This is a genomic window from Flavobacterium luteum (assembly GCF_008806775.1).
Classification (GTDB): domain Bacteria; phylum Bacteroidota; class Bacteroidia; order Flavobacteriales; family Flavobacteriaceae; genus Flavobacterium; species Flavobacterium luteum.
Genome location: NZ_WAEM01000002.1, coordinates 660,292 through 683,896 on the forward strand (window position 1 = coordinate 660,292; position 23,605 = coordinate 683,896).

The window sequence follows — 23,605 nt, forward strand, 5'->3', positions numbered from 1 at the left end:
CTAATTAATAAAAATTCTTTGATATCCTTCAGGGACACTATATGGAAAAGAAAGTTCTTCATTAAACGATACTGTATTGTAATCTATTGTAATATTTGTTTTTTCGCTTTTTTGGTGCGCATCAATAACTAGTCCTATTGGGAATACTATATTATTGAATTCTGAATGATTGGGATAGCTGATTTTAACCATTCTTTCTTGGCTGTTTTGTGCTATTTCTTGTTTTTTGATTAAGAAGTTTTCGGCTTCAAAATAATAGGTTTTTTTTGTGTTAGAGTCTGAATTGTTTTCTAATTTATACCATTTATCTTCTATTGAAGTAGTATATTTTAATTCTTTTAAATTGTCTAAAGCTTCGCCAATAAGCATGTTTTGTACTTTTTGATAATCTAAATCGGTGCCTACAAGTTTGCTTAATATCGAGTAATTTCCGTCAAAAAATTTGCCTCCAATTTTCTCGTAATATTTTACTTCTGATGGAGTTATTAGTGCTTTTGCCATTGTTATTCCTAAAAACCGAATACTTATTAAAATCAATTCATCTTTCTTTATTTTTATCTCAGCGGTGACATTTTGCGATTGTTTTCCATCCTCATAATGCGCACTTGACTTTATGTAAACCGTAGAGAAATTTACTTTAGTGTCGTAATGCTTCTCAATAATTTTATCTGAAGACAAAGAATTACTAGCTGTTCCTGAAGCTAATACTGCTTTAGATTTACAGGAAAGAAGTGTTAGCGAACTTAAAAAAACGACCAAACTAAAATGCGCTATCCTTTTGTATTTTTTCATGTATGTAAAAGTAATTTTTAAATGGTTATATATGTTATCGCTTTTATTGCTATATTTTTGCTTGTGCAAAAGTTTTGCTAATTGCGATTTCATTAATTCTTTTCTTTTAATATTTTTTCTGCTTTAGAAAAATAACTTTCTTTCTTTACCACATCGCCTAAACCGCTATAAGCTTCTCCCAGCTGTATATAAAAATTAATTTGAAGCGCTTTGTCATTTACCAAATAATCCAATCCCATTTCGAGTAAACTTGACGCTTTTTTAAATTTTTGCAATTGATTATTGGCCAGTCCTGCAAAGTAATAAAATTGAGGTTGCAATGGAAAAATCTCTATTAAATCTTCTGCTTTCTTAGCTAAAATATCAAATTGCATTTTCTGAGTATACACTTCAAATAAAAGAATTTGGGTTGCAAAATCTTCTGAATTTGTATTTAAGTGCTTTTCATAATACTTGATGGCTTTGTCCCAATCTTTCTTATTGTGATAAAACTTTCCGATTTCTAAAGCTACTTTTACTGCTGTGTCAGTATCAAAATAAGCAATTGCTTTTTCTAAATCAGTATCGAATTGAGGTTTGTTATTTATGAAAATTAAAAACTCATTCAATATTCGATGTTTAATTTTCTGATCTATATTTTTACTTTCCAAAACAATATTCATAGCTTTAACGGCATTTGCACCATCATTATTGTTTAAATGAAATTTAAAAAGACTTACTTGTGCCCAACTCGATGTTGGAATTTCAGTTTCTAACTTTTTAGCAATTTCTAGTGCTTTTTCCTCCTGATTACTTTCTGAATATAAATAAATCAAAGCTATATAATTGGATTCTTCTTTTGGAAACTTCTTTATTTGAGCGATTAAATTGTCTTTTTCGGAATTTTGATACTTGGATTCTCTTAAAATTTGCAACTTATAATTGTCTCTCATTTCCGATTTTCCAACCGTTTCATTCAATTCATTTATCAAGTTTAAAGCCTTATCGAATTGTTGTGTATTCATATAAAGAGAAACCAAATCTTCTTTGTATTCTTTTTTAAATTCGATTAGTTTGGTTACGATAATTATAGCTTGACTGAAATCTTTTGTTTCATAACAAACGTCGTACATTCCTACCCAAAACCATTTGTTTTTCGGGTCGATTTGAGTAGCTTTTTCAAAAGAACTATATGCTTTTACGTATTGTTTTTGCGCCAAATAATTTTTTCCGAATTCAAAGAAAATCGTTGCATTGTTAGGTTGCAACTTTTGACATTTTTCTAGGGCTGTAATCGCTTTGTCGTAATTTTCAATTCCTTTTTGCAATAATGATTCATAAAACGAATCCTGGAATTCATCGTTTGCCAATGCAATATCGTTTGGCTCAGTTTGCGCCAAAAGTAGTACTGGAAAAAACATTCCGAAAAAAAAGAAAAGTAAGATACTTTTTTTCATTTTATTTACAAAAACCATTGTGTCTGATAAACACAATAATTAATTTTTATTCTAATACCGAATAATCGCCGATGCTAATACTTGTAAAATTACCATCGAAACTGGCATGACTTCCAATCATAGCATTGTCTAAGATCGCATTTTTAATATGAGAATGGTTTTGTACCAAACTGTTTTTAATAGTACTATCTACAACATGACATCCATTACCCAAAGACACATTTGGTCCAACTGTAGCATTTATTAAAATAACATCTTCTCCAATAAAACACGGCTGAATAATTGTAGAATGTTCACAAACAACCGAACTAGATACTAAATTTTGTCCATCAGCTTGTAGAAATCCTAATAATCTACCGTTGGTTTCTACGGTTACGTTTTTATTACCGCAATCCATCCATTCGTCTACTTCACCTGGTACAAATTTCATGCCTTTTGCCATCATTTGCTTAATTCCATCATTAATTTGATATTCTCCACCATTTATAATGTTGTTGTCTATTACTAATTGAAGTTCGTTTTTTAAAACTGCAACATCTTTAAAGTAATAAATCCCTATTACAGCAAGGTCTGACACAAAGTCTTTTGGCTTTTCTACTAACTCTATTATCTCATTGGCATCGTTTAGATTGACTACACCAAAAGCTTCAGGTTGATCTACTTGTTTAACCCAAATTACACTATCGGCGGTTTTGTCTAAATCAAAATTGGCACGAATTAAAGTATCAGCATAGGCAATAACGGCAGGTCCGCTTAAGGAATCTTTGGCACACATAATAGCATGACCTGTCCCTAAAGCTTCATTTTGATAGTATATGGTTCCTTTAGAACCTAATTTTTTTGCTATTGCTAGTAACTCTTCTTCAACTTTTTTGCCAAAACTTTCATGAATAATAAAAGCTACTTCTTCAATATCTTGATTCAATACACCAGCAATATCTTCAACTAATCGATGTACGATAGGTTTTCCAGCAATTGGAATTAAAGGTTTTGGAACTGTTAATGTGTGTGGTCTTAATCTGGATCCACGTCCAGCCATTGGTACTATTATTTTCATGTTAATTGCCCGCGAAAGGGGGTGTCTTTTAAATTAAACTTTATTTTCTTATAATATTAAAATTGAAATTCCAATTTAAACTAATATCCATCCAAGCTGGATTCATATCTTCAATTAAATTTACTTTCCAATCTCTTTTCCACTTTTTTAATTGTTTTTCTCGGACTGTAGCTTCAAATCCATCTTCCCATTCTTCAAAATAAATTAACTTATCACAATTATACTTTGCTGTAAATGAATTTAGATAAATTTTTAATTTATGTTCCTTAACTCGTTCTAAGAGATTATCAGTAACTACAACATAAATAAAACCTTAAGGGTTATTTGACATTATATAAACATACCATAATTTCATTTTCTTTATTCCTGCGCAAGCAGGAATCCTATTTACAATAATTATTACTATTCAAAAAAGATACTTCATTTCACAAGATTCCTGCCTTCGCAGGAATTATTTCACTCCCGTACTTCCAAAACCGCCCTCTCCTCTGGCGGTTTCGGATAGTTCTTGTACTGCTATCCATTCTGCTCGTTCGTGTTTAGCGATAATAAGTTGGGCAATTCTTTCACCGTTTTCAACGATGAATTCTTCATTGGATAAATTTACTAAAATCACTCCAATTTCTCCACGATAGTCAGCATCGACTGTTCCAGGGGAATTGAGAACTGTAATTCCTTTTTTTGCTGCCAAGCCACTTCTAGGTCGTACTTGCGCTTCGTAACCTATGGGTAATTCTATAAAAAGACCTGTTTTTACAATGGCTCTATCTAATGGTTTTAATAGTATAGATTCGGTTATATTGGCACGCAAATCCATTCCTGCTGAGGCATTGGTTTCATAATTTGGTAAAGCGTGTTGCGATTTGTTGATGATTTTAATGTTCATTATTTGTATTTATATTAGCCCTGATAGCATTGGAAATCCTTTTCCTTTTTTCTTTATAAAGGAAAAGATTACTTCACTAAACTTTTATTTTACATAGGAGTTCAGTGAACTTCGTTTGTAACGGATAGCAGGAAATAGCTCCTAATTGGTATTACGTTTTAAAATTCGGTTTAAGATTTCTTTTTCGTTGTGATATATGAAATACAAAAATAAAATTAATAATGGTATTCCAACAAAATAATTCTCCCTAAAAACATAAAATGAGAGCATTGAAAACCCTATTGAAACTATGAGATAGCCTCCAATTTTTTTGATATCATAAGGAATTGGATAGTATTTGTTTCCGAAATAATAAGAAATAAACATCATGCTTCCGTAGGCTATAATGGTTGCAATGGCAGAACCATAATAACCCATAGTTGGAATTAATAAAAAATTGAGTGCCAGCGTTACGATAGCCCCAATTATTGAGATGTAAGCTCCTATATAGGTTTTGTCGATGAGTTTGTACCAAACAGAAAGGTTGGTGTAAATTCCTAAGAAAAAATTGGCTAAAATTATTAACGGAACCACTTTCATGGCTTCCCAATAGGACGCATCACGAATCATTAATACCTTCAAGACATCGGCAAAAACGATTACAGCTAATAAAATGAAAGAGCCGAAAATAACAAAATACTTGGTTACAGTAGCATACGTTTGAGGCGCATTTTCGTTAGAAGCATGACTAAAGAAGAATGGTTCAATCCCTAAGGTATAAGCCGTCCTGTATAAAACCATGAATAAACCGAGTTTATAACAAGCAGAATAGACACCAACTTGAGCCTCTGCAATATTGGCGGGCAATAGTTTTCCTAATAAAATTTTATCGAACTGCTCGTTAATGGCGAAAGCTATTCCTGCAATCATAATAGGTAATCCGTAACGCATCATTTTTTTCCATAACCCAAAATCGAAATCCCAATTAATTTGTAAATAACTTGGTGAAAGCACTACAAATGTTGCCAAACTTGATAGTACATTAGCAATAAAAATATACCCTATTTGAAAGTTTTCGAGATAAAAAGTGCTTAAAAAACCATTCGGATTAGCAATTGCTGTTTTAGGTAAAAACAATAAAAAGAAAAGACTCAAAATAAGATTTAAAACTACATTTCCTATCTTAATTATCGCATAAATCATAGGTTTTTGAGTAGCTCTAAGTTTTGAAAAAGGAACAATTACTAAGGCGTCGAGAACTAAAATCCAAATGGTATAGATAATGTATTGTGCCTCTATTCCTGACCAATTGCTTAAAGTGTTTCTATATAACAATGCAACAATTAAAAAGAAAATTGTAGACCAGAAGATAGAAACTGTTGCGGTTTCTATAACCTTTTTTTTGTTGGTTTCATTATTATAAAATCGAAAAAAGGCCGTTTCCATTCCGTAGGAAAGAATTACATTAAAAAATATCATCCATGCAAAAATGATGGACACTTTTCCGTATTCGGCTTTTGGCAATAAATCGGTGTAGAGCGGTACCAATAAAAAACTAAACATTCTCGGCAATACAGTTGCGAGTCCGTAAATAGCAGTTTGTTTAAAAAGTTTTTTATATAATCCCAAAATTATTAACTTGTTGTTATTTACAAAAATAACCAATTCTTTGGTTATTGACCAAAATTGAGGCCCTAATCGTTCACTTTTATTTGTTTTTTTAATAGCAAAAAAAAGAGCTACATAATTTGTGTAGCTCTCAAATATTTTAATAAAAATAATACTTCTATCCTTTCAATGCTTTTGCTCCACCCACAATCTCTAAACTTTCGTTAGCTATAGAGGCTTAATGTGCTTTGTTATAAGTCATTTAAAAACAATAGAAAATTACTTAAACTTAATTGCAGTTCCATTTATACCACAAGTTTGAGTATAACTTGCAATTTTATCAAGATTTATGTCAATTACAGCATCAGCACCAAGTGCTGCGGCTTTCTTTTTTAGGACCTTAATCGCATGTTTTTGTCCTGACGCATGAACAGCTACACTTCCTATTACTTCGAACCGCTTTTCAGGAGTCCTTGAATAAATTAAAATACTCGTTGGTTCCGTTGGTTGATAAGTTTTACTGCCTGTTTGTACATAATGAGTTTTAATGCTACAACTTACAAACACAAATAAAATTGATAAATAAATAATATTTTTCATTTAGTTTTTTTTTAATTAAATTAGTATTAATTGTATTTTACAGCAGTCCCTGTGGCTTTTATACCATTAGACCAATATCCCATTGTAATAGAAAGTCGCAAATCTACTATTGCATCTGCTCCCAACAAAGAAGCTTGCTCTTTTAATAAATCTACAGCTATTTTTGAGTTTTTTCCTGCATCGGCACAAGCTAGAACTTGACCTATAATTTTATAGCTTTTAGGAGTAACTTTTGTTGAGTAAACCTCAACTTGATCTGAGGATGTTGGAACTATATCAGAAATTTCAGCGTCATCTGTTTGGATTTTTGATACTGTCGAACAGCTTGTAAAAAACACAATTAGCACCGATAAAACAAACCATTTTGTTTTCATAAATTTTAAGATTTAATTTTCATTTCAAATATAAATAATTAGAAACTTATATTTAACGACAGAATTAAAAAAAAGCCAACAAAATTTGCTGGCTTTATTTATAAATATATAATCCTATTATCCTTTCAATGCTTCTGCTCCGCCCACAATTTCTAATATTTCGTTAGTTATAGAGGCTTGACGTGCTTTGTTATACGTCAATTTCAATTGATCTCTCAATTCAGTGGCGTTGTCTGTCGCTTTGTGCATAGCCGTCATACGCGCTCCGTGTTCTGAAGCAAATGAATCTCGAATTCCTTTGTATAATTGTGTTCGTAATGATTTTGGAATTAAAGTCAGCAAGATATCCTCTTTTGATGGTTCAAAAATATAATCACCTGATGAAGTTACCTTATCAGAAACAATTGGCGCTAAAGGCAAAAACTGTTCCGTTTGAATAATTTGTGTAGCGGCATTTTTAAACTGATTGTAAACCAATTCGATTTTATCGTATTCGCCTGATACAAATTTTTGAGTCAATGCTTCCGCAATAATCGATACATTATCAAAAGTCAAATCATCAAAAACTGCGCTTTGATTATCTACTACTGATAGCGTTTTAGTTAAAATATCATTTCCTTTTTTACCTATTGCAAATACATCAACTTGTTTCTCTGCATAATATTCAGCACGGCTTTTTACTTCCTTAATTACATTAGAATTAAAAGCACCACACAAACCTCTGTTTGAAGTTATGGCAACAACCAAAACTTTTTTAATTTCCCTTTGGGTTGTAAAATCACCCCCAACATCACTATCGAGAGATGAGGAAAGATTTTGTAATAATTCCGTTAGTTTTTCGGCATAAGGACGCATGGCTGTAATTGCATCTTGTGCTTTCTTCAGTTTTGCTGCAGAAACCATTTTCATTGCCGATGTGATTTGCATCGTCGATGAAACGGAAGTAATTCTATTACGGATTTCCTTTAAGTTTGCCATTTTTTTTAGTATTAAGATTTAAGTATTAAGTATCAAGAAGTCTTAATTCTTGATACTTAATACTTAATACTTTTTAATTATATTTCGCTGAGATTTCTTTAGCTGCTGATTCAATTACATCTGTAATTTTATCATCTAATTTTCCTGCCTTCAAAGCATCAAGAGTATCTCTGTGTTTGTTGTTTAAGTATTCTAAGAAATCTTTCTCAAATTCTTTAACTTTATTTACAGGAACACTTTTCAATAAGTTTTTCGAACCCGCATAAATAATAGCAACTTGATCTTCAACTGTATAAGGAGAATTTAAACCTTGTTTCAAGATTTCAACATTTCTTCTTCCTTTTTCAATTACATTTAAAGTAACGGCATCCAAATCAGAACCAAATTTAGCAAACGCCTCCAATTCACGGAATTGTGCTTGATCTAATTTTAATGTACCTGCTACTTTTTTCATGGATTTAATTTGAGCGTTACCTCCAACACGAGATACTGAAATACCTACGTTAATCGCTGGACGAACTCCTGAATTAAATAAATCTCCATCCAAGAAAATTTGTCCGTCAGTAATCGAAATTACGTTTGTTGGAATATATGCAGAAACGTCACCCGCTTGAGTTTCGATGATTGGTAGCGCCGTTAATGAACCTCCACCTTTCACGATTCCTTTTAATGAATCAGGTAAATCATTCATGTTTTTAGCAATTCCATCATCGGCAATCACTTTACAGGCTCTTTCTAATAAACGAGAGTGTAAGTAAAAAACGTCTCCAGGATATGCCTCACGTCCCGGTGGTCTTCTTAATAAAAGAGAAACCTCACGATATGCTACCGCTTGCTTTGATAAATCATCATAAACAATTAACGCAGGACGACCTGAATCTCTAAAATATTCTCCAATTGCAGCACCTGCGAAAGGAGCATAAACTTGCATTGGAGCTGGATCAGAAGCATTAGCAGCAACAATAATGGTATAAGCCATTGCTCCTTTTTCTTCTAACATTTTTGCTATTCCTGCTACCGTTGAAGCTTTTTGTCCAATGGCAACATAAATACAGAATACTGGTTTTCCAGCATCATAAAATTCTTTTTGATTCAAAATGGTATCAATACAAACAGTTGATTTACCCGTTTGACGGTCACCAATAACTAACTCACGTTGTCCACGACCTACAGGAATCATAGCATCTACAGCTTTTACTCCTGTTTGTAATGGCTCAGTAACTGGTTGACGAAAGATAACTCCAGGAGCTTTTCTTTCTAATGGCATTTCGAATAATTCTCCAGCAATTGGTCCTTTTCCATCGATTGGAAAACCAAGAGTATTTACTACTCGACCTACCATTCCTTCACCTGTTTTAAGAGAAGCAATACGTTGTGTTCTTTTTGCAGTTGAACCTTCTTTGATTCCTGTTGATGGACCTAAAAGTACAACCCCAACATTGTCTTCTTCAAGATTCAAAACGATTCCTTCTAAACCGTTTTCAAACTCTACTAATTCACCATATTGAACATTTGATAACCCGTAAACACGAGCAATACCATCTCCAACGTTTAGAACTGATCCTACTTCTTCTAAAGTAGCACCAGATTCAAAACCTTCTACTTGCTTTCTTAATATTGCTGAAATTTCAGCAGGTTTAATATCCGCCATAATTATTTATAAATAACTAGTTACTTAATTCTCTTTTTAATACTTTTAATCGGTTAGCAACTGAAGCATTATACTGCTTGTCGCCTATTTTTAAAATAAATCCTCCAATAATTGAAGCATCTATGGTGTTTTCAATTGTAATTTTTTTATCTGAAAAGGTGGCTATTTTTGCTAAAACCTTAGCTTCTAAAGCTGCATCTAAAGCAATAGCTGTGGTAACTTGTGCCACTTCAACGCCATTCATCTCATCAAATAATTTGTTGTATTCTGTGGCAACAGCACCAAGAATTTCAAATCTTTTGTTTTCAAATAATAAGTGAAAAAGGCTCTTAGTTACTGCATTTGCACTTGCAAAAACTTCTAAAAGGGCGCTTTCTTTTACCTCAACTTTTATCGTTGGGCTTTGAATAAAAGAATCTAATTCGGCATTACTTTTTAATGTAGAAGCGATTAAAATCATATCACTATTCACCTTATCGGCAACCTTTTTTAAGTCTGCTATCTCTAAAATTGCTTTTGCGTAACGAATTGCTGCTCTTGTACTTGCCATAATTAGTTTAATTTAGCATCTCCTAACATCTTCTCTACTAATTTAGTTTGAGCTTCTTTGTTAGACAGTTCCTCTTTTAATACTTTTTCAGCAATTGCTAATGATAATGAAGAAACTTGCAATTTCAATTCAGCCATTGCAGCATTTTTTTCACTTTCGATAGACGCTTTAGCTTGTTCAATCATTTTTAGCCCTTGAGCCTGTGCTTCATTTTTAGCATCAGCAATCATTTTGTCTTTGATCTCACGTGCATCTTTTAGTAATGAATCACGCTCTAATCTTGCTTCTTGCAAAATACGTTGATTGTCAGCCTGAAGGTTTTGCATTTCTTTCTTAGCATTTTCAGCAGAAAGCAAGGCGTTTCTAATTCCTTCTTCTCTTTCGTTTACTGCATCAAGAATTGGTTTCCAGGCAAATTTTTTCAATAGGAAAATCAATCCTACAAAAATTAAAGTTTGCCAGAAGAACAGTCCGAACGAAAAATCATTTATTAACTTTTCCATAATATATAGCGTATGATGTAAATTTAAATTTTAAATAAAAACTGCAACCAACCGTTGCAGTTTTTAGATTTTTTTAGACTATGTTGCAAAAATTGCAGCAAATCCAATACCTTCAATAAGTGCAGCAGCAATAAGCATCGCTGTCTGGATTTTTCCAGTAGCTTCTGGTTGACGAGCGATAGCATCCATTGCAGAACCACCGATTCTACCAATACCAATACCTGCTCCGATAACTACTAATCCTGCTCCAACAATTCTAGGAATTTCCATAAAAATATGTATTAAAAATTAAACATTCAATTTGAGATTAAAGTTCAGAATTTAGAGGTTAAAAATGATTTCTAACTTCGTATTTCTAATTTCTAACTTTTTAATGATGTGCTTCATCATGATGGTGCTCCTCTACAGCAGAACCAAAATACAAAGCCGCTAACATGGTAAATATATAAGCTTGCAACAATGCAACTAATATTTCGATAACTGAAATGGCAAATGATAACATAAATGACAACGAACCACCTACCCAGTTTTTAAATATAAAAATCAAACCTATCAAACTCATTAAAACAATGTGTCCTGCAAACATGTTCGCATACAAACGAATCATTAATGCAAATGGTTTGATAAATACCCCTAAAAGTTCTATTGGCGCCAAAATTACTTTCATAGGTGTTGGCACGCCAGGCATCCAGAAAATGTGCCCCCAATAATTTTTATTAGCTGTAAGATTGGTAATTAAAAATGTTACAATTGCTAATCCAGCGGTTACTGCAATATTTCCTGTAACGTTGATACCTAGTGGTGTTAATCCGAAAATATTTAAAAACCAAATAAAGAAAAATACTGTCAACAAGAAACTCATGTACTTTTTGTAATGTTTCTCACCAATGTTTGGAATAGCAATTTCGTCTCTAACATACAAAACTATAGGTTCGAAGAAACGTCCTACTCCAGATGAAATTCCGCCGTTTTTAGCATAGGTTTTAGCCAAGCTTGAAAACACAAAAAACATTAAAAAAGCAACAATCATAATTGTTAAAACGCTTTTTGTAATAGAAAAATCTAATGGTTTAATGTTTGTAGGATGATGCTCATCTCCAGTTAATGTTCCGGAAGCATCCGTTTTATAAATTTTTTCGTCGTGGCCTAATTTATAATAATTTCCGTTTGACTCAGCAACTTCATGTCCGTGTTCGAACTTTGATGAAGAGAAAATTTGAACTCCGTTATCCCACAATATAATAGGAAGCGGAAAACCGTAATGAGCTCCTGTTGCTTCGTCTTCAAATAACGAAAATTCATGCGCATCCAAAACGTGATGTTGCTTGAAGGCATCAATTTTAGATTTTATATCTGTTGGTTCAGCATGCTCTTCATGATTAGCTTGAGTTGAGTGGGCATCAACTTGAATTTCAGATTTTACTGGTAAATCATCTGATTCGTTTGCAAATCCAAAAATTGGAGCAAAAACAAGTGTTAATAATAATATGAATTTTGTAGCTTTATTCGAAAACACCATAGTCAATCAATTAACTTAAATATTACTTTCTGAAATTTGGTGCAAAGGTACATCTTTTCTTATTATTGAAAAAGAGATAAAAGTTTTTTTTTGATGAAATTGATGATTTACAAGAGTTTTATCTATTATTATTTACTATTCTTATCGTTATTGTGGTTTCTATTGCTAAAAATAAAGCAAAAACGATAAAAAAATTAATTTTTTCTATTGTGACACTTTTTGGGTCGGCATTCAAAATAGGCAAAAGAACAATGTAGGCAATTACCATTTTAATACAAGTGATTAAGAGAAAGGTATATCCTACATTATCTATATTCTTAGACTTAACTATAATAAGAATAAAAAGTAATACAGTTGAACAAACTAAAAAAAATAAATAAATGGCTTCTATTGAGTAGTGAAAATTTTGAAACCCAAAACTGTTTCCTTTAATGAAAAAAAATAATTTGTGAATAAGATAAGCTATAAATGAGATAATTATTAACTCTAAAATGGGTTGGTGCTTTTTTAATTGTATCATTATTCATCAGAAGATTTATTGATATCCTTAAGTTGTCTGTTGATGTTATAAAAAGAAAGTGCAACTCCTACTAAAGTTAATATTTTAACATATATATTATGCGAATTGGAGTACTTCATATCTAGCCAGCTCCCTAAATAGGAAAACCCAAAAACTATTACCCCCATTTGTATTGGTATATTAATAAGAGCCAACCACTTATTATTGGATTTTTTCTTCGGGTCTTTGTTGAATGTCATTTGTAATTGGGGTTTTTACATTTGGTTTCATAACACAAGTTGCGCTAAATTCGGCTCCTGGTTCTACTGAAAGTTTTCCGCAAATTACTTCACCATGAATACTTGCTTTCGATTTTATATTTAGAATTTCTATTACTTGTATTTTTCCTTCAAATCGCCCTTCAATATCGGCATTTTTACAAATAATATCTCCCTTTATACTTCCTGCTGGCCCAATGACTATTTTGCCTTTCGATTGAAAATTTCCAACTAAATGACCGTCTAATCTAAAATCAGCTGGTGACAGGATGTCGCCATGAATGGTAGTTCCTTCCACGATTCTGTTGGTTTTTCCTAAGAGATCGGTATATGATTTCGGATTTTTATCAAACATTTTTTTACTTTTTTCCTTTTGGTATAACTGGTATTTCTTGGGTAGGATCTGTCTCGTCCTCTGGAGCACTAGGGGGAAGCATGTTTAAAATTGAATCATCGCCCTCTATAGAATCTGGCGCGCCCATTTGTGGTGTTGGAATATTGCCCTCGTCTGGATTAATTTGGTTTGAATCTGGATTTTGGATTAGGTTCAGGTTCGAATTTGGATTTGGATTTGAACTTTGGCTTTGCTCTACTGGAGCTGGAACTACTGGAGCTAAAGGATCTGTATTTAAATATTCTTCGAAATTTTTCTTAATTTGAACTATCTTATAATTATCACTTGAAATAATATAGGCTTTGTCTTGAACTTTATACTCTTTAAACTCTTTTAAAATAGAGGCAATTCCGTTAGCATATTCTTCAGTTTTCATGCCATGAATAACGATAAAATTTTTATCCATCGTATAAATATCGAATGACATTTTAATTTTCGCAAAATCTCTGTCGGTAATAAATTTTTTAATTTTATCTTTAAGTAGAACTGTATTTTTGTCGTCTGGACCAGCTGCCTTGTATATAATTTTCCAGCCCAAAGGTTTGGCTTGATAAAATCGTAAACTTTCAAATTTAGGAACATCTGTTGCTAATAACAATTCTGAACGCTTTCCTTCATCGTCATTTGGATAATTTAAAGCTACAAAATTTAATGCTTTTTTAAATTCTTCCAATCCTTTTATTCTACCTATCATGAATGCTCTTAACAATTCAAATTTGGGAACAACTTCTTCTCCAGTATACTGATTTATAGCTTTTTCAGATGCTGCTAAAATGGTTTTATAATCTCCTTTTTCTACTAATTTATATAATCTATTATAATTTTCTGAAGGCGTTTCAGTTAAATCGGCAGTTGATGCTTCCGTTTTTCCAATAATTTGAGCATATCTAGAATTTGGAAATTGAGAAATAATTCTGTTTTTCATAGCCAAAGCCTTCTCGCTATCGATTATTTCGTAAATTTTAAATAAATTATACATACTAGGAAGCACTAAACGTTCCTCTGGTTTGTTAACCAAAAGTTGCTCGTATTTATTCGCCGCTAATTTGTATTCTTTAAACTTTTCTTTGTAAATACTTCCTAATTGATAATAGGCAAAATTGCGTTCTTTAGCAATACTGTCAATTTCGATTTGCGTTTTCGGAAGTTGTTTGATATAAAATTCAGGATTGTATTTTTCCTCTATTTTATCTACTTTCGAATTTTCGGCAATACTGTCTTGAGCGACATCGGTCGTGTTTTCTTTAATTGCTACAGCCGATGATAATCGCCAATTTTCTTTTAGTGGACGATTGCCCCACTTTTTTCGAAACTCATTTTTACCAAATGCAACTGTCGTTGGATTATAAAAATAGAAATTACTTTGAGAAAATAATTTAGAAGCATTTCTATCAGTAGGAGGTGCTAAAGCATTTCTTTCTGGTTCAAATTTGTTTCTATTCAGTGACCTTCCATTAGAGTCTACAGGGTCTTGTCCTTCTAGACCTGCTTGATTTTCATTTTGTTTCTCTTCTTTTTCCTTTAAAAGTTTTTTAGCCTCTTCTTCTTTTTTTAATTGAATAATATAATTCTCGTAATAAGTAACTTTTTCTTTATCTGATAAAAAGTATACCTTTATAATACTGTCGTTTCGTGTCGCAACACCTTCATATTTTATTACATCAACTAAATTTTCTCTTTTCTTTTTTATCGCTTTATATTCTCTAGATCTAGCATTTAGTTGCACTAAAGTGCTATCAAAATATTTTCCTGCCGTTACGTATTTGGCTTTTTTAAAGTAAATATCCGCTATATTTCTATAATTTGAGGCAACAAGATATTGATCTTGCGATTTCGTTTTTAATGAACTATTATAATACTTTTTAGCAATGTCGTGTTTATTTCGTTTATCATAAAACAAAGCCATCTGATGATTTAAAACATCAAGAAAGGGTCTGTTTTCTCTGTCTTTTAGCAAATTGTTGAATTTTTTAAGAAAAGCTACTGTATCGCCTTTTTCAAAATCAAATTGTTGGGCTTGCTTGGCATGAGCTTGAATAACATATTGTTTGGCTGCTTTTCTTTTCATTTCGATAATGGATTGAAATTCTGCAAAAGCACTGTCTTTATAACCTAATTCTTCATATAATTGCCCTAAAATAAAATGATATCTTGCTTTTTCTTCTTTTTGTTTCGTAAACTCTTTCGCTAATTTTAATTTGGCTATTGCGCTGTCTTTTTGTTCAAGATTTAAAAAAGCTTGCGATAAAATGGCATTTGCATCGGCAAAAATTTGATCTTTAAATTTTATTTCTTTAAGTAGTTTGCTCAAATTTTTTACCGCTAAAGCATCATTATCCATTCGGATATTGGTTTTTTCTCTCCACACTTTTGCTTCATAAATTTTATCACTATTTGGGTATTTGTATAGAATATAATTGAAGGCTTCTAAAGCGGGAACAAATCTTTGATCATAATACCTCGCTTTTCCTAGCATTAAGTGCGCTTCATCTATTTGAGGATTTCTCTCTGAGCCAGCAATATTCATAGAGTGTTTTTGAATGGCTTTTATGGCTTTGGTTTCAGCTCGTTCAAAATTAGGATTTGCAGCGGTTTGCCCAGGAAGAATAGCCTCTTTGTTAATTTGCATTCTTTCTATTGGCAATCGTTCCCAAAAATTGTCTTTGTATTGTGCTTTTAAATCGAGGATTCCTTTATCTAAAGCTACTCCCCCGTTGTATAAAATATTATACTCTGTACTTAATGCATGCGAATTTCTAGATAAAAACGTGTCTTTTTTAGTAGAACATGCAATTAAAAGTACAATAACAATTATAACAGAACAATATTTTAGCGAAGTGGTTTTCAATTTGAAACGGTTTTAATCTTAAAACTTTTAAAAGGCAAATTTAGTATAATGACTGGTAAAAATACGTTTCTTTTTTACATGGCGAAAATTATACCCAAAAAGATTAAAACGTATAAAAATTACTTTTACTTAAGATAGCCCTAAAAACTTGACAAATATCTTTTTTAGAAATCTTTTCCATTTCGTACATTTGCCAAAAATTATTCTACATGTCATCATTTTATAAATTAAACATTAAAGAAGTTCGTCGCGAAACCCCATCTGCAGTATCTGTTTTATTTAATGTTCCGTTAGAATTTAAAGAATTTTATCGTTTTATTGCTGGTCAATACCTCAATTTAAAACTCACTCTTGACGGACAAGAAATTCGTCGTGCCTATTCTATTTGTTCTTCGCCAGAAAGTGGTGAACTAAGAATCGCTATAAAGGAAGTAAAAAACGGAGTTTTTTCAGCATTTGCTAACTCAAAATTAAAAGCAGGAGATACTCTCGAAGTGGGAACTCCTGAAGGAAAATTTACTTTTGAGCCCGATGCGAATCGTTTAAGAAACTATATGGCATTTGCAGCTGGTAGCGGAATCACTCCTGTATTCTCTATTATTCAAAATGTATTGAGCCAAGAGCCTAAAAGTACTTTTGTCTTGGTTTACGGTAATAAAAATCCTGAAGAAACTATTTTTCATCAACAATTGCACGATTTACATCTAAAATATGTTGGTCGCTTTTTTATTCATTATGTATACAGTCAGGCTAAAGTTGATAATGAGCTTTTTGGCCGTATTGATAAATCGACAGTGAATTTTGTCATGAATAACAAACACGCAGCTTTGCAATTTGATAAATTTTACTTGTGCGGTCCAGAAGAAATGATTAACACCGTTTCTACTGTTTTAAAAGAACGTAACATTAAAGAATCGGCAATAAAAATTGAATTATTTTCTACTTCAACTGGCGAAAACAAAATAGAGAAATCCTTAGGAGGCCATTCAAAAATCACGATTTTAGTAGATGGTGATGAAACATCATTCGAAATGTCGCAAAAACAAACCATTCTTGAAGCGGCTTTAAAACAAGGAATCGATGCTCCTTATTCCTGTCAAGGCGGGATTTGTAGCAGTTGTTTGGCCAGAATTACATCAGGAACTGCTGAAATGTCTAAAAACTCTATTCTTACTGATAGCGAAATCGCCGAAGGTTTAATTCTTACCTGCCAAGCACATCCTACTTCTGAAAGTATTGCTATAGATTATGATGATGTTTAACGGCGTTAAAAATATATGAATTGAAAACTTCTCTGAAAAGGGAAGTTTTTTATTTTAATGCACTCGTGATTTTTTCAACAATTGTTTCTGGCTTTATTGTTCTCATCGCTTCTTCATACCCTTCCACTTTTTTATTCCCATACACCGAAGTCGGTAATTTTGGAAATACATTTCTATCAGAAACCAAGGCGTTTTCGAAAGTTTGGTTGAACGGTGAAAAACCAGCAAAAGGATGTGTTGCTCCCCAAAGTGTAATAGTATTTACGCCAAGCATAGCGGCAATATGTGCGTTTCCAGAATCCATACTCAGCATAATTGATAAATTGGATATAAGCTGTAATTCTTGTTCCAATTTTATTTTTCCTGCAACAACAATAACATTCTGTTTGTTTTTTGAAAGCGAATTCAAAAGTTCAATTTCCTTTTTCCCACCACCAAAAAGCAATATCGAGTAGTTTTTATTTAATGCTAATTCATCAACAACTTTTTGCATTAAATCAATGGGATATACTTTAGAATCGTATTGTGCAAAAGGCGCAATCCCAATTAATTTTCCATGTTTTTCTCCAATTAAATGGATTGTTTCAGAATCTAAAGTTTGTTTTAGAGGAAATATTGGATTGGATAAATCTACTGTGAAACCAAGTATATTAAACACTTTCACATGCCTTTCGAATAGGGTTGGTAATGGCTTGAAAATCTTGTTTTTTGCACGCGTTAATGCTTTTTTTTCCGCTCTGCCTTTGTCAACTGTGGCGGTGATTTTTCCGCTCCAAGCAAATAAAGTTCTTATAACTTTAGAACGTAAAACATTGTGCAAATCGGCAAAAGCATCTATCTGTAAAACTCTTAAATCTTGGAATAATCTCAACAATCCAAAAAATCCTTTGTGTCGCTTTTTTTCATCAAAAGCAAAGAAAGAAACGTTGGGAATGCTGTCAAAAAAAGGTTTGAAAAATGGTCGTGAAATTACCGTGATTTTAATTTCAGGATGTTGCTGTACAAACGCTCTTAAAACAGGAACCGTCATGGCGACATCTCCCATTGCGGAAAGTCTCATAACGGCTATATGTTGGGGGGGGTTCGACAATTTAGATGTCAAATAAAATTATTTCTTACCCTGATACAAAACAGGATTCAACTCGTCATCATTGTACATTTTCATTTGCTTGTACACTTTCATGAATTTGTCACCGTTTTCAATATCATTTAATAAATCATCAATAGCTATAGACAAATCGGTTCTTTGCTCTAAAAGAATGTTTAATTTGGCTTGGCACTTGTCTCTATGATCTTGAGTAGCTTCTGCGCGAGTAGCTTCTTCTTTCATGTGGTAAATTTTTAAAGCCAATATCGATAATCTATCAAAGGCCCAAGCAGGACTTTCAGAATTGATTTTTGCAGTATCTCTTACATTTACTGTGCTGTATTTGTTAAGAAAATAACCATCTATATATTCAACCATATCTGTGCGTTCCTGATTGGATGCATCGATCTTTCTTTTCAAAGTTAATGCAACAACAGGATCGATATTTGGATCGCGAATAATATCCTCATAATGCCATTGGACAGTGTCTATCCAGTTTTTTAGATATAGTAAATGTTCGAACTTATCTTTCGGAAAAGGATTGTTAATGGGTTGGTTAACATCATCAAATTGATGATAATCTTGAATACTTTGTTCAAATACAGAATAAGCTAATTTTGAAAACATATCTTTAATTATTAAAAAGACAAAGATACTTTTTATACTTTTATGGTTTATAAAAAACTTTTACTATTAAAAAGTAAAAAAATAATCTTACATTCGAATTATGCAAATACATTACTTATCGGACGAAAACAGTATCCTCAATCATTTTTTGGGACAAATTAGAAATGTAAACATTCAAAATGACAGCATGCGTTTTCGAAGAAATGTAGAACGTATTGGTGAAGTGATGGCGTATGAACTTAGTAAAGATTTACATTATTCTGATGTAGAAATTCAAACACCGCTTGGAATTAAAAAAACCACTGAGATTTCAGACAAATTAGTGTTGTGTTCTATACTTAGAGCGGGATTGCCGTTGCATTTAGGTTTTTTAAATTATTTTGATGCTGCAGAAAACGGTTTTGTTTCTGCCTACAGGCATCATGCTAACAATGATGCTTCGTTTGATATTTTAGTAGAATATCAAGCCGTTCCAAACATCGAAAATAAAACATTATTATTGATAGACCCAATGTTAGCTACTGGGCAATCTATGGTTGCAGTTTATGAAAAACTAATGCAAAAAGGATTGCCCAAGGAAATCCACATTGCCGTTATTATAGCTGCTCCTGAGGGTATTGCTTATCTTAAAACCCATCTGCCAGACCACTGTCATTTATGGATCGCTACTCTAGATGAAAAACTAAATGATAAAAATTATATTATTCCTGGGTTAGGAGATGCAGGAGATTTAGCTTACGGAAATAAATTATAATTGGGAGAAAAAAGTAGTAAATCCGCTTAAAATTAAAAAAATTATAATAACTTCTTTTTGCCATTTTATTTGTGCCATTTCTACATAACTTGTTATCATAACGGCCAGAGGAGCAACTGTAAAAACTAATAAGTCATTGCTTTTATTTGAAGATATTACATAAACAGTTATGCCTATAAAAAAGGCCCAAAGCATCTTTTTATACGAAGTATGTAGCATTAAAGGTCTGTTAGACATTGACATTAAAAGCGAAATCACAAAAAACAAACCAATAGTTGCGTAAACCGACAAAGCCAAATTTTGTGACGTTTTTACAAAATAGTCAATTTTATAATTTACTGCCATTTCAGAAAGCAATTGACTAATCCAACTCTTATCAAAAATTAAAGCAAATAATAAAAAGAGAGAGGATGCTGTAAAGAAGGCTATAAAAGGTAAAAACCAATTTCTATAATCTCTAGCGGCGTGAAAAAGGATGGCAATAAATACCAAAATGATGTAAATAATACTCCAAAAATGAAACATTGCCGCAACAAAAACCCATAATGAAGCGTCGAAAATTTTTTCCTTTGGTGTTTTTAATGATTGTAATGAAACTAATCGTCGCAATGAAAGAAGAATGAAAAAATTAGAAATTAGTAAGCTAGTGTTATTCCATACATTTGGAAAAAACAATAGCAATAAAAGGTAAAAAAAAACGGTATAGGCACTGTCTTTACTCAATCCGTTTTTCTTAACAATGAAGTTTGTTGTAAAAATAGAACCAAAAATTATAGCTAACAAAACAACTTTTTCTATCGCATTTATACTTGTTAGATCATTAGTTACAAAGTGAATTTGAACCAAAAAATAGAATAAAATCACCCCTAAAATTACTATTGAATAATTTAATGGAGTAGATTTTCGAAAAAGACTTGTAAACATAAGGATATTTTATACTTTTGTAAATGTAAATATAATACTTGTTTAAAAATAATTTTAAATTTATGAGAGCATTTTTTGAAGGAATACAGTGGTTATTTGAGAATATCTTTTTTATTCCTCAAGACTATTTAAGAAAACTTGAACTAGAACATTGGTTTATAGCTAACGGTATCAATTGGATTTTTATGATTATTTGTTCAGTAGCGATGGTATATTGGATAAAACAATTGAAATTACACGAAGAAAACAACGAAGAAAACCAAGATACAACGGCACATTCTTTCTTAAAGTAAGTCAAAGCCAATATCTTTTCTAAAATACATCGTATCAAAATGTAGCTTATCTATACTTTGATACGATTTTTTTATGGCTTCTTGAAAATCATCCCCGTAAGAGGTAACCGCCAGTACCCTTCCTCCATTACTAACTACAAAATTATCTTCTAATTTTGTCCCTGCATGAAATACGATCGAATCTGTTACATTTTCGATACCTGAAATTACTTTGCCTTTTTCAAAATCTTCTGGATAACCGCCTGAAACTAAAACTATAGTTGTTGCGCTTCTCGAATCAATCTCTAGAGAAACTTCATCTAGTTTTTCATTGGCAACCGCAACAAACAATTCTACCAAATCCGATTTTAATCTTGGTATTACTACTTCTGTCTCTGGATCTCCCATTCTTACATTGTATTCAATAACAATTGGTTCGCCTTTTACATTTATAAGACCAATAAACACAAACCCTTTATAAACTATTCCGTCCTTTTGCAATCCCTCTATCGTGGGTTTCACAATTCGAGTTTCTATTTTTTCTAATAAGATGTCATCTACAAACGGCACGGGAGAAACAGCACCCATACCACCCGTATTTAACCCCGTATCGCCTTCACCTATGCGCTTATAATCTTTAGCAGTTGGTAAAATTTTATAGTTTTTCCCATCAGTCAATACAAAACAACTCAATTCTATTCCATCTAAAAATTCTTCAATTACCACTTTTGAACTTGCTTCTCCGAACTTTTCATTCACAAGCATATTTCTTAATTCATCCTTAGCTTCTGATAAATCCTGAATAATTAAAACGCCTTTTCCTGCAGCCAATCCATCAGCTTTTAAAACGTATGGAGGTTGTAATTTTTCTAGAAAACGACATCCATTTTCTACAGTTTCTTTAGTAAAACTATGATAAGCCGCTGTTGGAATTTGATGTCTTACTAAAAACTCTTTAGCAAATTCTTTGCTTCCTTCTAATTGTGCTCCTATTTTAGAAGGTCCAATAACAGGAATGTGTTTTAAATCGGTATCATTTTCGAAAAAATCAAAAATTCCTTTTACCAATGGATCTTCTGGACCAACAACTACCATTTCAATATTTTCCTGTAGTACAAATCTCTTTATAGATTCGAAATCAGTTGGACTAATATTTACATTTATTGCAATAGATTCTGTGCCAGCATTTCCAGGAGCAACAAATAGTTTTGTACAAAGTGAACTTTGAAGCATTTTCCAGGCAAAAGCATGTTCTCTTCCTCCTGAACCAAGTAATAAAATTGTCATTGTTTTGTAGTAAGTTGTGAAATGCAAAAATAATCGCTTTTAGATGTAATCAATAACATTTTTTAAAAATTTGTTGTTTGATAGTTGTAGCTATGTATTACTTTTGTATAAAAATTAACCTAGGTGTTTAAGCTTTTTACTCTTTCATTAAAATTAAATGGCTTTCCAATTGAGAAAGCAAAAGAAAAACTAAATGAAATTTTGGCTGTTTCAGAAGATGATTATGCTGATTTTTTATCGGCAAGAAAGTCTGATATTGTTAATTTCCATTTAGAAAACAATTCGTTTTACCAAAATTTTGTTGGAAAATCTACTTTCGAAAAATGGGAAGAAATTCCAATACTAAAAAAAATCGATTTTCAAAGGCCTTTAAAAGAAAGGCTTTCAAAAGGGTTTTCTAAAAGAAACATTTATATTAACTCAACATCGGGATCTAGTGGTGATCCTTTAGTTTTTGCCAAAGACAAATTATGCCACGCCATGATTTGGGCAAATATTATGAGACGCTTCGCTTGGTATAATATAGATTGCAACCGTTCCTTTCAAGCTCGATTTTATGGCATGCCGTTAAGTTTTATAGCCAATAAAAAATTGCGCATTAAGGACTTTTTCAGTAGAAGATATCGTTTTAATATATTTGATTTATCCTTTATAGGCTTAGAAGAAATTATTAAAGTTTTTAAGAAAAAGAAATTCGATTACATCAACGGATATACAAGTTCAATTGTTTTATTGGCTAAGCACTTAAAAAAAAGACGTCTTGTATTAACTAAAATATGCCCTACACTAAAAGCATGTATTGTCACTTCTGAAATGCTATTTGAAGAAGATAAACTTTTACTGGAAGAATATCTTGGCGTTCCAATAATAAACGAATATGGAGCCGCTGAATTGGATATTATCGCTTTTCAAAACCCCGAAAATAAATGGCAAGTAAATGCCGAAACTTTGTTTGTAGAAATATTAGACGAGAATGACCAACCTCTCCCTTACGGAAAAGAAGGTAGAATTGTGATAACAAGTCTTTATAATAAAGCACATCCTTTTATTCGTTATGAAGTAGGAGATTATGGTGTTTTAGACGAAAAGAGTACCCTTAAAAAACCTATCCTTAAAAAATTAATTGGACGTACTAATGATATTGCCATTCTACCAAGTGGCAAGACTTCTCCTGGTATGACATTCTATTCTATAACCAAAAAATTATTTGGAGATGACGGAAATGTAAAAGAATTTGTCATAATACAAACAAAAACAGATACTTTTGAAATTCAATATACTAGTGAAATGCCTTTAAAAAAAGCAGAAATTAAAACTATTGAAAAAGTGTTTTCAGACTATTTAGAACCTAATTTGAAGTATATTTTTACTCGAAAAGGAGTTTTAGAAAGAGGCGTTAGTGGAAAATTAAAACAGTTCGTTTCATTAGTAAATTAGAAA

At 32.0% G+C, this 23,605-nt stretch carries 25 protein-coding genes; 4 read left to right on the forward strand and 21 right to left on the reverse strand.

Annotated elements, in window-relative coordinates; genetic code table 11:
- From F6464_RS06690 to porW, 17 genes are all read right to left on the reverse strand, one after another.
- Positions 1-792 (reverse strand): DUF4292 domain-containing protein, encoded by a 792-nt coding sequence (locus F6464_RS06690; RefSeq protein ID WP_151107020.1) that lies wholly within the window; start codon positions 790-792, stop codon positions 1-3.
- Positions 793-884: 92 nt separating this feature from the next.
- Positions 885-2,228, reverse strand: coding sequence for a tetratricopeptide repeat protein (locus F6464_RS06695; RefSeq protein ID WP_151107021.1), 1,344 nt, complete (start codon positions 2,226-2,228; stop codon positions 885-887).
- Between the two features lie 46 nt (positions 2,229-2,274).
- Complete coding sequence (locus tag F6464_RS06700) at positions 2,275-3,285, reverse strand: sugar phosphate nucleotidyltransferase (protein WP_151107022.1); 1,011 nt, start codon at positions 3,283-3,285, stop codon at positions 2,275-2,277.
- Between the two features lie 40 nt (positions 3,286-3,325).
- On the reverse strand, positions 3,326-3,592 hold the full coding sequence (locus F6464_RS06705) for a GIY-YIG nuclease family protein (protein WP_225318043.1): 267 nt from the start codon (positions 3,590-3,592) through the stop codon (positions 3,326-3,328).
- A gap of 144 nt (positions 3,593-3,736) precedes the next feature.
- Positions 3,737-4,171: a dUTP diphosphatase gene (gene dut, locus F6464_RS06710; RefSeq protein ID WP_151107023.1), complete on the reverse strand. Its 435-nt coding sequence runs from the start codon at positions 4,169-4,171 to the stop codon at positions 3,737-3,739.
- Positions 4,172-4,312: 141 nt separating this feature from the next.
- A complete protein-coding gene (locus tag F6464_RS06715; RefSeq protein ID WP_151107024.1) occupies positions 4,313-5,779 on the reverse strand; it encodes a lipopolysaccharide biosynthesis protein in 1,467 nt (488 codons plus the stop codon).
- Positions 5,780-6,037: 258 nt separating this feature from the next.
- The gene (locus tag F6464_RS06720; protein ID WP_151107025.1) at positions 6,038-6,358 is read right to left on the reverse strand and encodes a heavy metal-binding domain-containing protein; all 321 of its coding nucleotides are present in this window, start codon (positions 6,356-6,358) and stop codon (positions 6,038-6,040) included.
- A 26-nt stretch (positions 6,359-6,384) separates the two neighbouring features.
- Positions 6,385-6,732: a heavy metal-binding domain-containing protein gene (locus F6464_RS06725; RefSeq protein ID WP_151107026.1), complete on the reverse strand. Its 348-nt coding sequence runs from the start codon at positions 6,730-6,732 to the stop codon at positions 6,385-6,387.
- A 117-nt stretch (positions 6,733-6,849) separates the two neighbouring features.
- A complete protein-coding gene (gene atpG, locus F6464_RS06730) occupies positions 6,850-7,710 on the reverse strand; it encodes an ATP synthase F1 subunit gamma (RefSeq protein WP_151107027.1) in 861 nt (286 codons plus the stop codon).
- A 73-nt stretch (positions 7,711-7,783) separates the two neighbouring features.
- On the reverse strand, positions 7,784-9,361 hold the full coding sequence (gene atpA / locus F6464_RS06735; protein ID WP_151107028.1) for a F0F1 ATP synthase subunit alpha: 1,578 nt from the start codon (positions 9,359-9,361) through the stop codon (positions 7,784-7,786).
- Positions 9,362-9,377: 16 nt separating this feature from the next.
- On the reverse strand, positions 9,378-9,911 hold the full coding sequence (atpH, locus tag F6464_RS06740; RefSeq protein ID WP_151107029.1) for an ATP synthase F1 subunit delta: 534 nt from the start codon (positions 9,909-9,911) through the stop codon (positions 9,378-9,380).
- A gap of 2 nt (positions 9,912-9,913) precedes the next feature.
- Positions 9,914-10,414, reverse strand: coding sequence for a F0F1 ATP synthase subunit B (locus F6464_RS06745; protein ID WP_151107030.1), 501 nt, complete (start codon positions 10,412-10,414; stop codon positions 9,914-9,916).
- Between the two features lie 78 nt (positions 10,415-10,492).
- Positions 10,493-10,684, reverse strand: coding sequence for an ATP synthase F0 subunit C (gene atpE / locus F6464_RS06750; RefSeq protein WP_151107031.1), 192 nt, complete (start codon positions 10,682-10,684; stop codon positions 10,493-10,495).
- Positions 10,685-10,784: 100 nt separating this feature from the next.
- The gene (atpB, locus tag F6464_RS06755; protein WP_151107032.1) at positions 10,785-11,933 is read right to left on the reverse strand and encodes a F0F1 ATP synthase subunit A; all 1,149 of its coding nucleotides are present in this window, start codon (positions 11,931-11,933) and stop codon (positions 10,785-10,787) included.
- 519 nt (positions 11,934-12,452) lie between these two features.
- Entirely contained in the window at positions 12,453-12,692 is a 240-nt protein-coding gene (locus tag F6464_RS06760; RefSeq protein ID WP_151107033.1) for an AtpZ/AtpI family protein, read from the reverse strand.
- Complete coding sequence (locus F6464_RS06765; RefSeq protein WP_151107034.1) at positions 12,655-13,065, reverse strand: bactofilin family protein; 411 nt, start codon at positions 13,063-13,065, stop codon at positions 12,655-12,657. Before F6464_RS06765 ends, F6464_RS06760 begins: the two co-directional genes overlap by 38 nt.
- 4 nt (positions 13,066-13,069) lie before the next feature.
- Positions 13,070-15,952 (reverse strand): type IX secretion system periplasmic lipoprotein PorW/SprE, encoded by a 2,883-nt coding sequence (gene porW / locus F6464_RS06770; protein WP_225318036.1) that lies wholly within the window; start codon positions 15,950-15,952, stop codon positions 13,070-13,072.
- 209 nt (positions 15,953-16,161) lie between these two features.
- On the opposite strand from porW, the gene F6464_RS06775 reads away from it, so the two are divergent.
- Complete coding sequence (locus F6464_RS06775) at positions 16,162-17,214, forward strand: 2Fe-2S iron-sulfur cluster-binding protein (RefSeq protein ID WP_151107035.1); 1,053 nt, start codon at positions 16,162-16,164, stop codon at positions 17,212-17,214.
- A 49-nt stretch (positions 17,215-17,263) separates the two neighbouring features.
- Here F6464_RS06775 and F6464_RS06780 read toward each other — a convergent pair whose 3' ends face one another.
- Positions 17,264-18,274, reverse strand: a complete 1,011-nt coding sequence (locus F6464_RS06780) for a glycosyltransferase family 9 protein (RefSeq protein WP_151107036.1) — start codon at positions 18,272-18,274, stop codon at positions 17,264-17,266.
- A 48-nt stretch (positions 18,275-18,322) separates the two neighbouring features.
- Complete coding sequence (locus tag F6464_RS06785) at positions 18,323-18,928, reverse strand: DUF4254 domain-containing protein (protein WP_151107037.1); 606 nt, start codon at positions 18,926-18,928, stop codon at positions 18,323-18,325.
- A 100-nt stretch (positions 18,929-19,028) separates the two neighbouring features.
- Here F6464_RS06785 and upp point away from each other — a divergent pair, with 100 nt between their 5' ends.
- Positions 19,029-19,682 (forward strand): uracil phosphoribosyltransferase, encoded by a 654-nt coding sequence (gene upp, locus F6464_RS06790; RefSeq protein ID WP_151107038.1) that lies wholly within the window; start codon positions 19,029-19,031, stop codon positions 19,680-19,682.
- Here upp and F6464_RS06795 read toward each other — a convergent pair.
- Positions 19,677-20,606 carry a DUF6427 family protein gene (locus F6464_RS06795; protein ID WP_151107039.1) on the reverse strand — a complete coding sequence of 310 codons (930 nt, stop codon included), beginning with the start codon at positions 20,604-20,606 and terminating at the stop codon, positions 19,677-19,679. The genes upp and F6464_RS06795 overlap by 6 nt on opposite strands.
- Before the next feature lie 62 nt (positions 20,607-20,668).
- Here F6464_RS06795 and F6464_RS06800 point away from each other — a divergent pair, with 62 nt between their 5' ends.
- Complete coding sequence (locus F6464_RS06800) at positions 20,669-20,899, forward strand: DUF6341 family protein (RefSeq protein WP_151107040.1); 231 nt, start codon at positions 20,669-20,671, stop codon at positions 20,897-20,899.
- On the opposite strand, the gene purD is transcribed toward F6464_RS06800, so the two are convergent.
- Positions 20,891-22,165: a phosphoribosylamine--glycine ligase gene (gene purD, locus F6464_RS06805; protein ID WP_151107041.1), complete on the reverse strand. Its 1,275-nt coding sequence runs from the start codon at positions 22,163-22,165 to the stop codon at positions 20,891-20,893. The two genes, F6464_RS06800 and purD, sit on opposite strands and share 9 nt — an antisense overlap.
- A gap of 123 nt (positions 22,166-22,288) precedes the next feature.
- On the opposite strand from purD, the gene F6464_RS06810 reads away from it, so the two are divergent.
- Positions 22,289-23,602 carry a phenylacetate--CoA ligase family protein gene (locus F6464_RS06810; RefSeq protein ID WP_151107042.1) on the forward strand — a complete coding sequence of 438 codons (1,314 nt, stop codon included), beginning with the start codon at positions 22,289-22,291 and terminating at the stop codon, positions 23,600-23,602.
- The last annotated feature ends 3 nt before the right edge of the window (positions 23,603-23,605 follow it).

Coding starts and splice junctions, on each gene's coding strand:
- atpA (WP_151107028.1), bottom strand. CDS start 9,361: ATGGCGGATATTAAACCTGCTGAAATTTCAGCAATATTAAGAAAGCAA.
- atpB (WP_151107032.1), bottom strand. CDS start 11,933: ATGGTGTTTTCGAATAAAGCTACAAAATTCATATTATTATTAACACTT.
- F6464_RS06795 (WP_151107039.1), bottom strand. CDS start 20,606: ATGTTTACAAGTCTTTTTCGAAAATCTACTCCATTAAATTATTCAATA.
- F6464_RS06700 (WP_151107022.1), bottom strand. CDS start 3,285: ATGAAAATAATAGTACCAATGGCTGGACGTGGATCCAGATTAAGACCA.
- F6464_RS06775 (WP_151107035.1), top strand. CDS start 16,162: ATGTCATCATTTTATAAATTAAACATTAAAGAAGTTCGTCGCGAAACC.
- F6464_RS06760 (WP_151107033.1), bottom strand. CDS start 12,692: ATGACATTCAACAAAGACCCGAAGAAAAAATCCAATAATAAGTGGTTG.
- F6464_RS06725 (WP_151107026.1), bottom strand. CDS start 6,732: ATGAAAACAAAATGGTTTGTTTTATCGGTGCTAATTGTGTTTTTTACA.
- F6464_RS06720 (WP_151107025.1), bottom strand. CDS start 6,358: ATGAAAAATATTATTTATTTATCAATTTTATTTGTGTTTGTAAGTTGT.
- F6464_RS06690 (WP_151107020.1), bottom strand. CDS start 792: ATGAAAAAATACAAAAGGATAGCGCATTTTAGTTTGGTCGTTTTTTTA.
- atpE (WP_151107031.1), bottom strand. CDS start 10,684: ATGGAAATTCCTAGAATTGTTGGAGCAGGATTAGTAGTTATCGGAGCA.
- F6464_RS06695 (WP_151107021.1), bottom strand. CDS start 2,228: ATGAAAAAAAGTATCTTACTTTTCTTTTTTTTCGGAATGTTTTTTCCA.
- F6464_RS06780 (WP_151107036.1), bottom strand. CDS start 18,274: ATGAGACTTTCCGCAATGGGAGATGTCGCCATGACGGTTCCTGTTTTA.
- F6464_RS06800 (WP_151107040.1), top strand. CDS start 20,669: ATGAGAGCATTTTTTGAAGGAATACAGTGGTTATTTGAGAATATCTTT.
- atpG (WP_151107027.1), bottom strand. CDS start 7,710: ATGGCAAACTTAAAGGAAATCCGTAATAGAATTACTTCCGTTTCATCG.
- F6464_RS06785 (WP_151107037.1), bottom strand. CDS start 18,928: ATGTTTTCAAAATTAGCTTATTCTGTATTTGAACAAAGTATTCAAGAT.
- purD (WP_151107041.1), bottom strand. CDS start 22,165: ATGACAATTTTATTACTTGGTTCAGGAGGAAGAGAACATGCTTTTGCC.
- atpH (WP_151107029.1), bottom strand. CDS start 9,911: ATGGCAAGTACAAGAGCAGCAATTCGTTACGCAAAAGCAATTTTAGAG.
- F6464_RS06765 (WP_151107034.1), bottom strand. CDS start 13,065: ATGTTTGATAAAAATCCGAAATCATATACCGATCTCTTAGGAAAAACC.
- upp (WP_151107038.1), top strand. CDS start 19,029: ATGCAAATACATTACTTATCGGACGAAAACAGTATCCTCAATCATTTT.
- dut (WP_151107023.1), bottom strand. CDS start 4,171: ATGAACATTAAAATCATCAACAAATCGCAACACGCTTTACCAAATTAT.
- F6464_RS06745 (WP_151107030.1), bottom strand. CDS start 10,414: ATGGAAAAGTTAATAAATGATTTTTCGTTCGGACTGTTCTTCTGGCAA.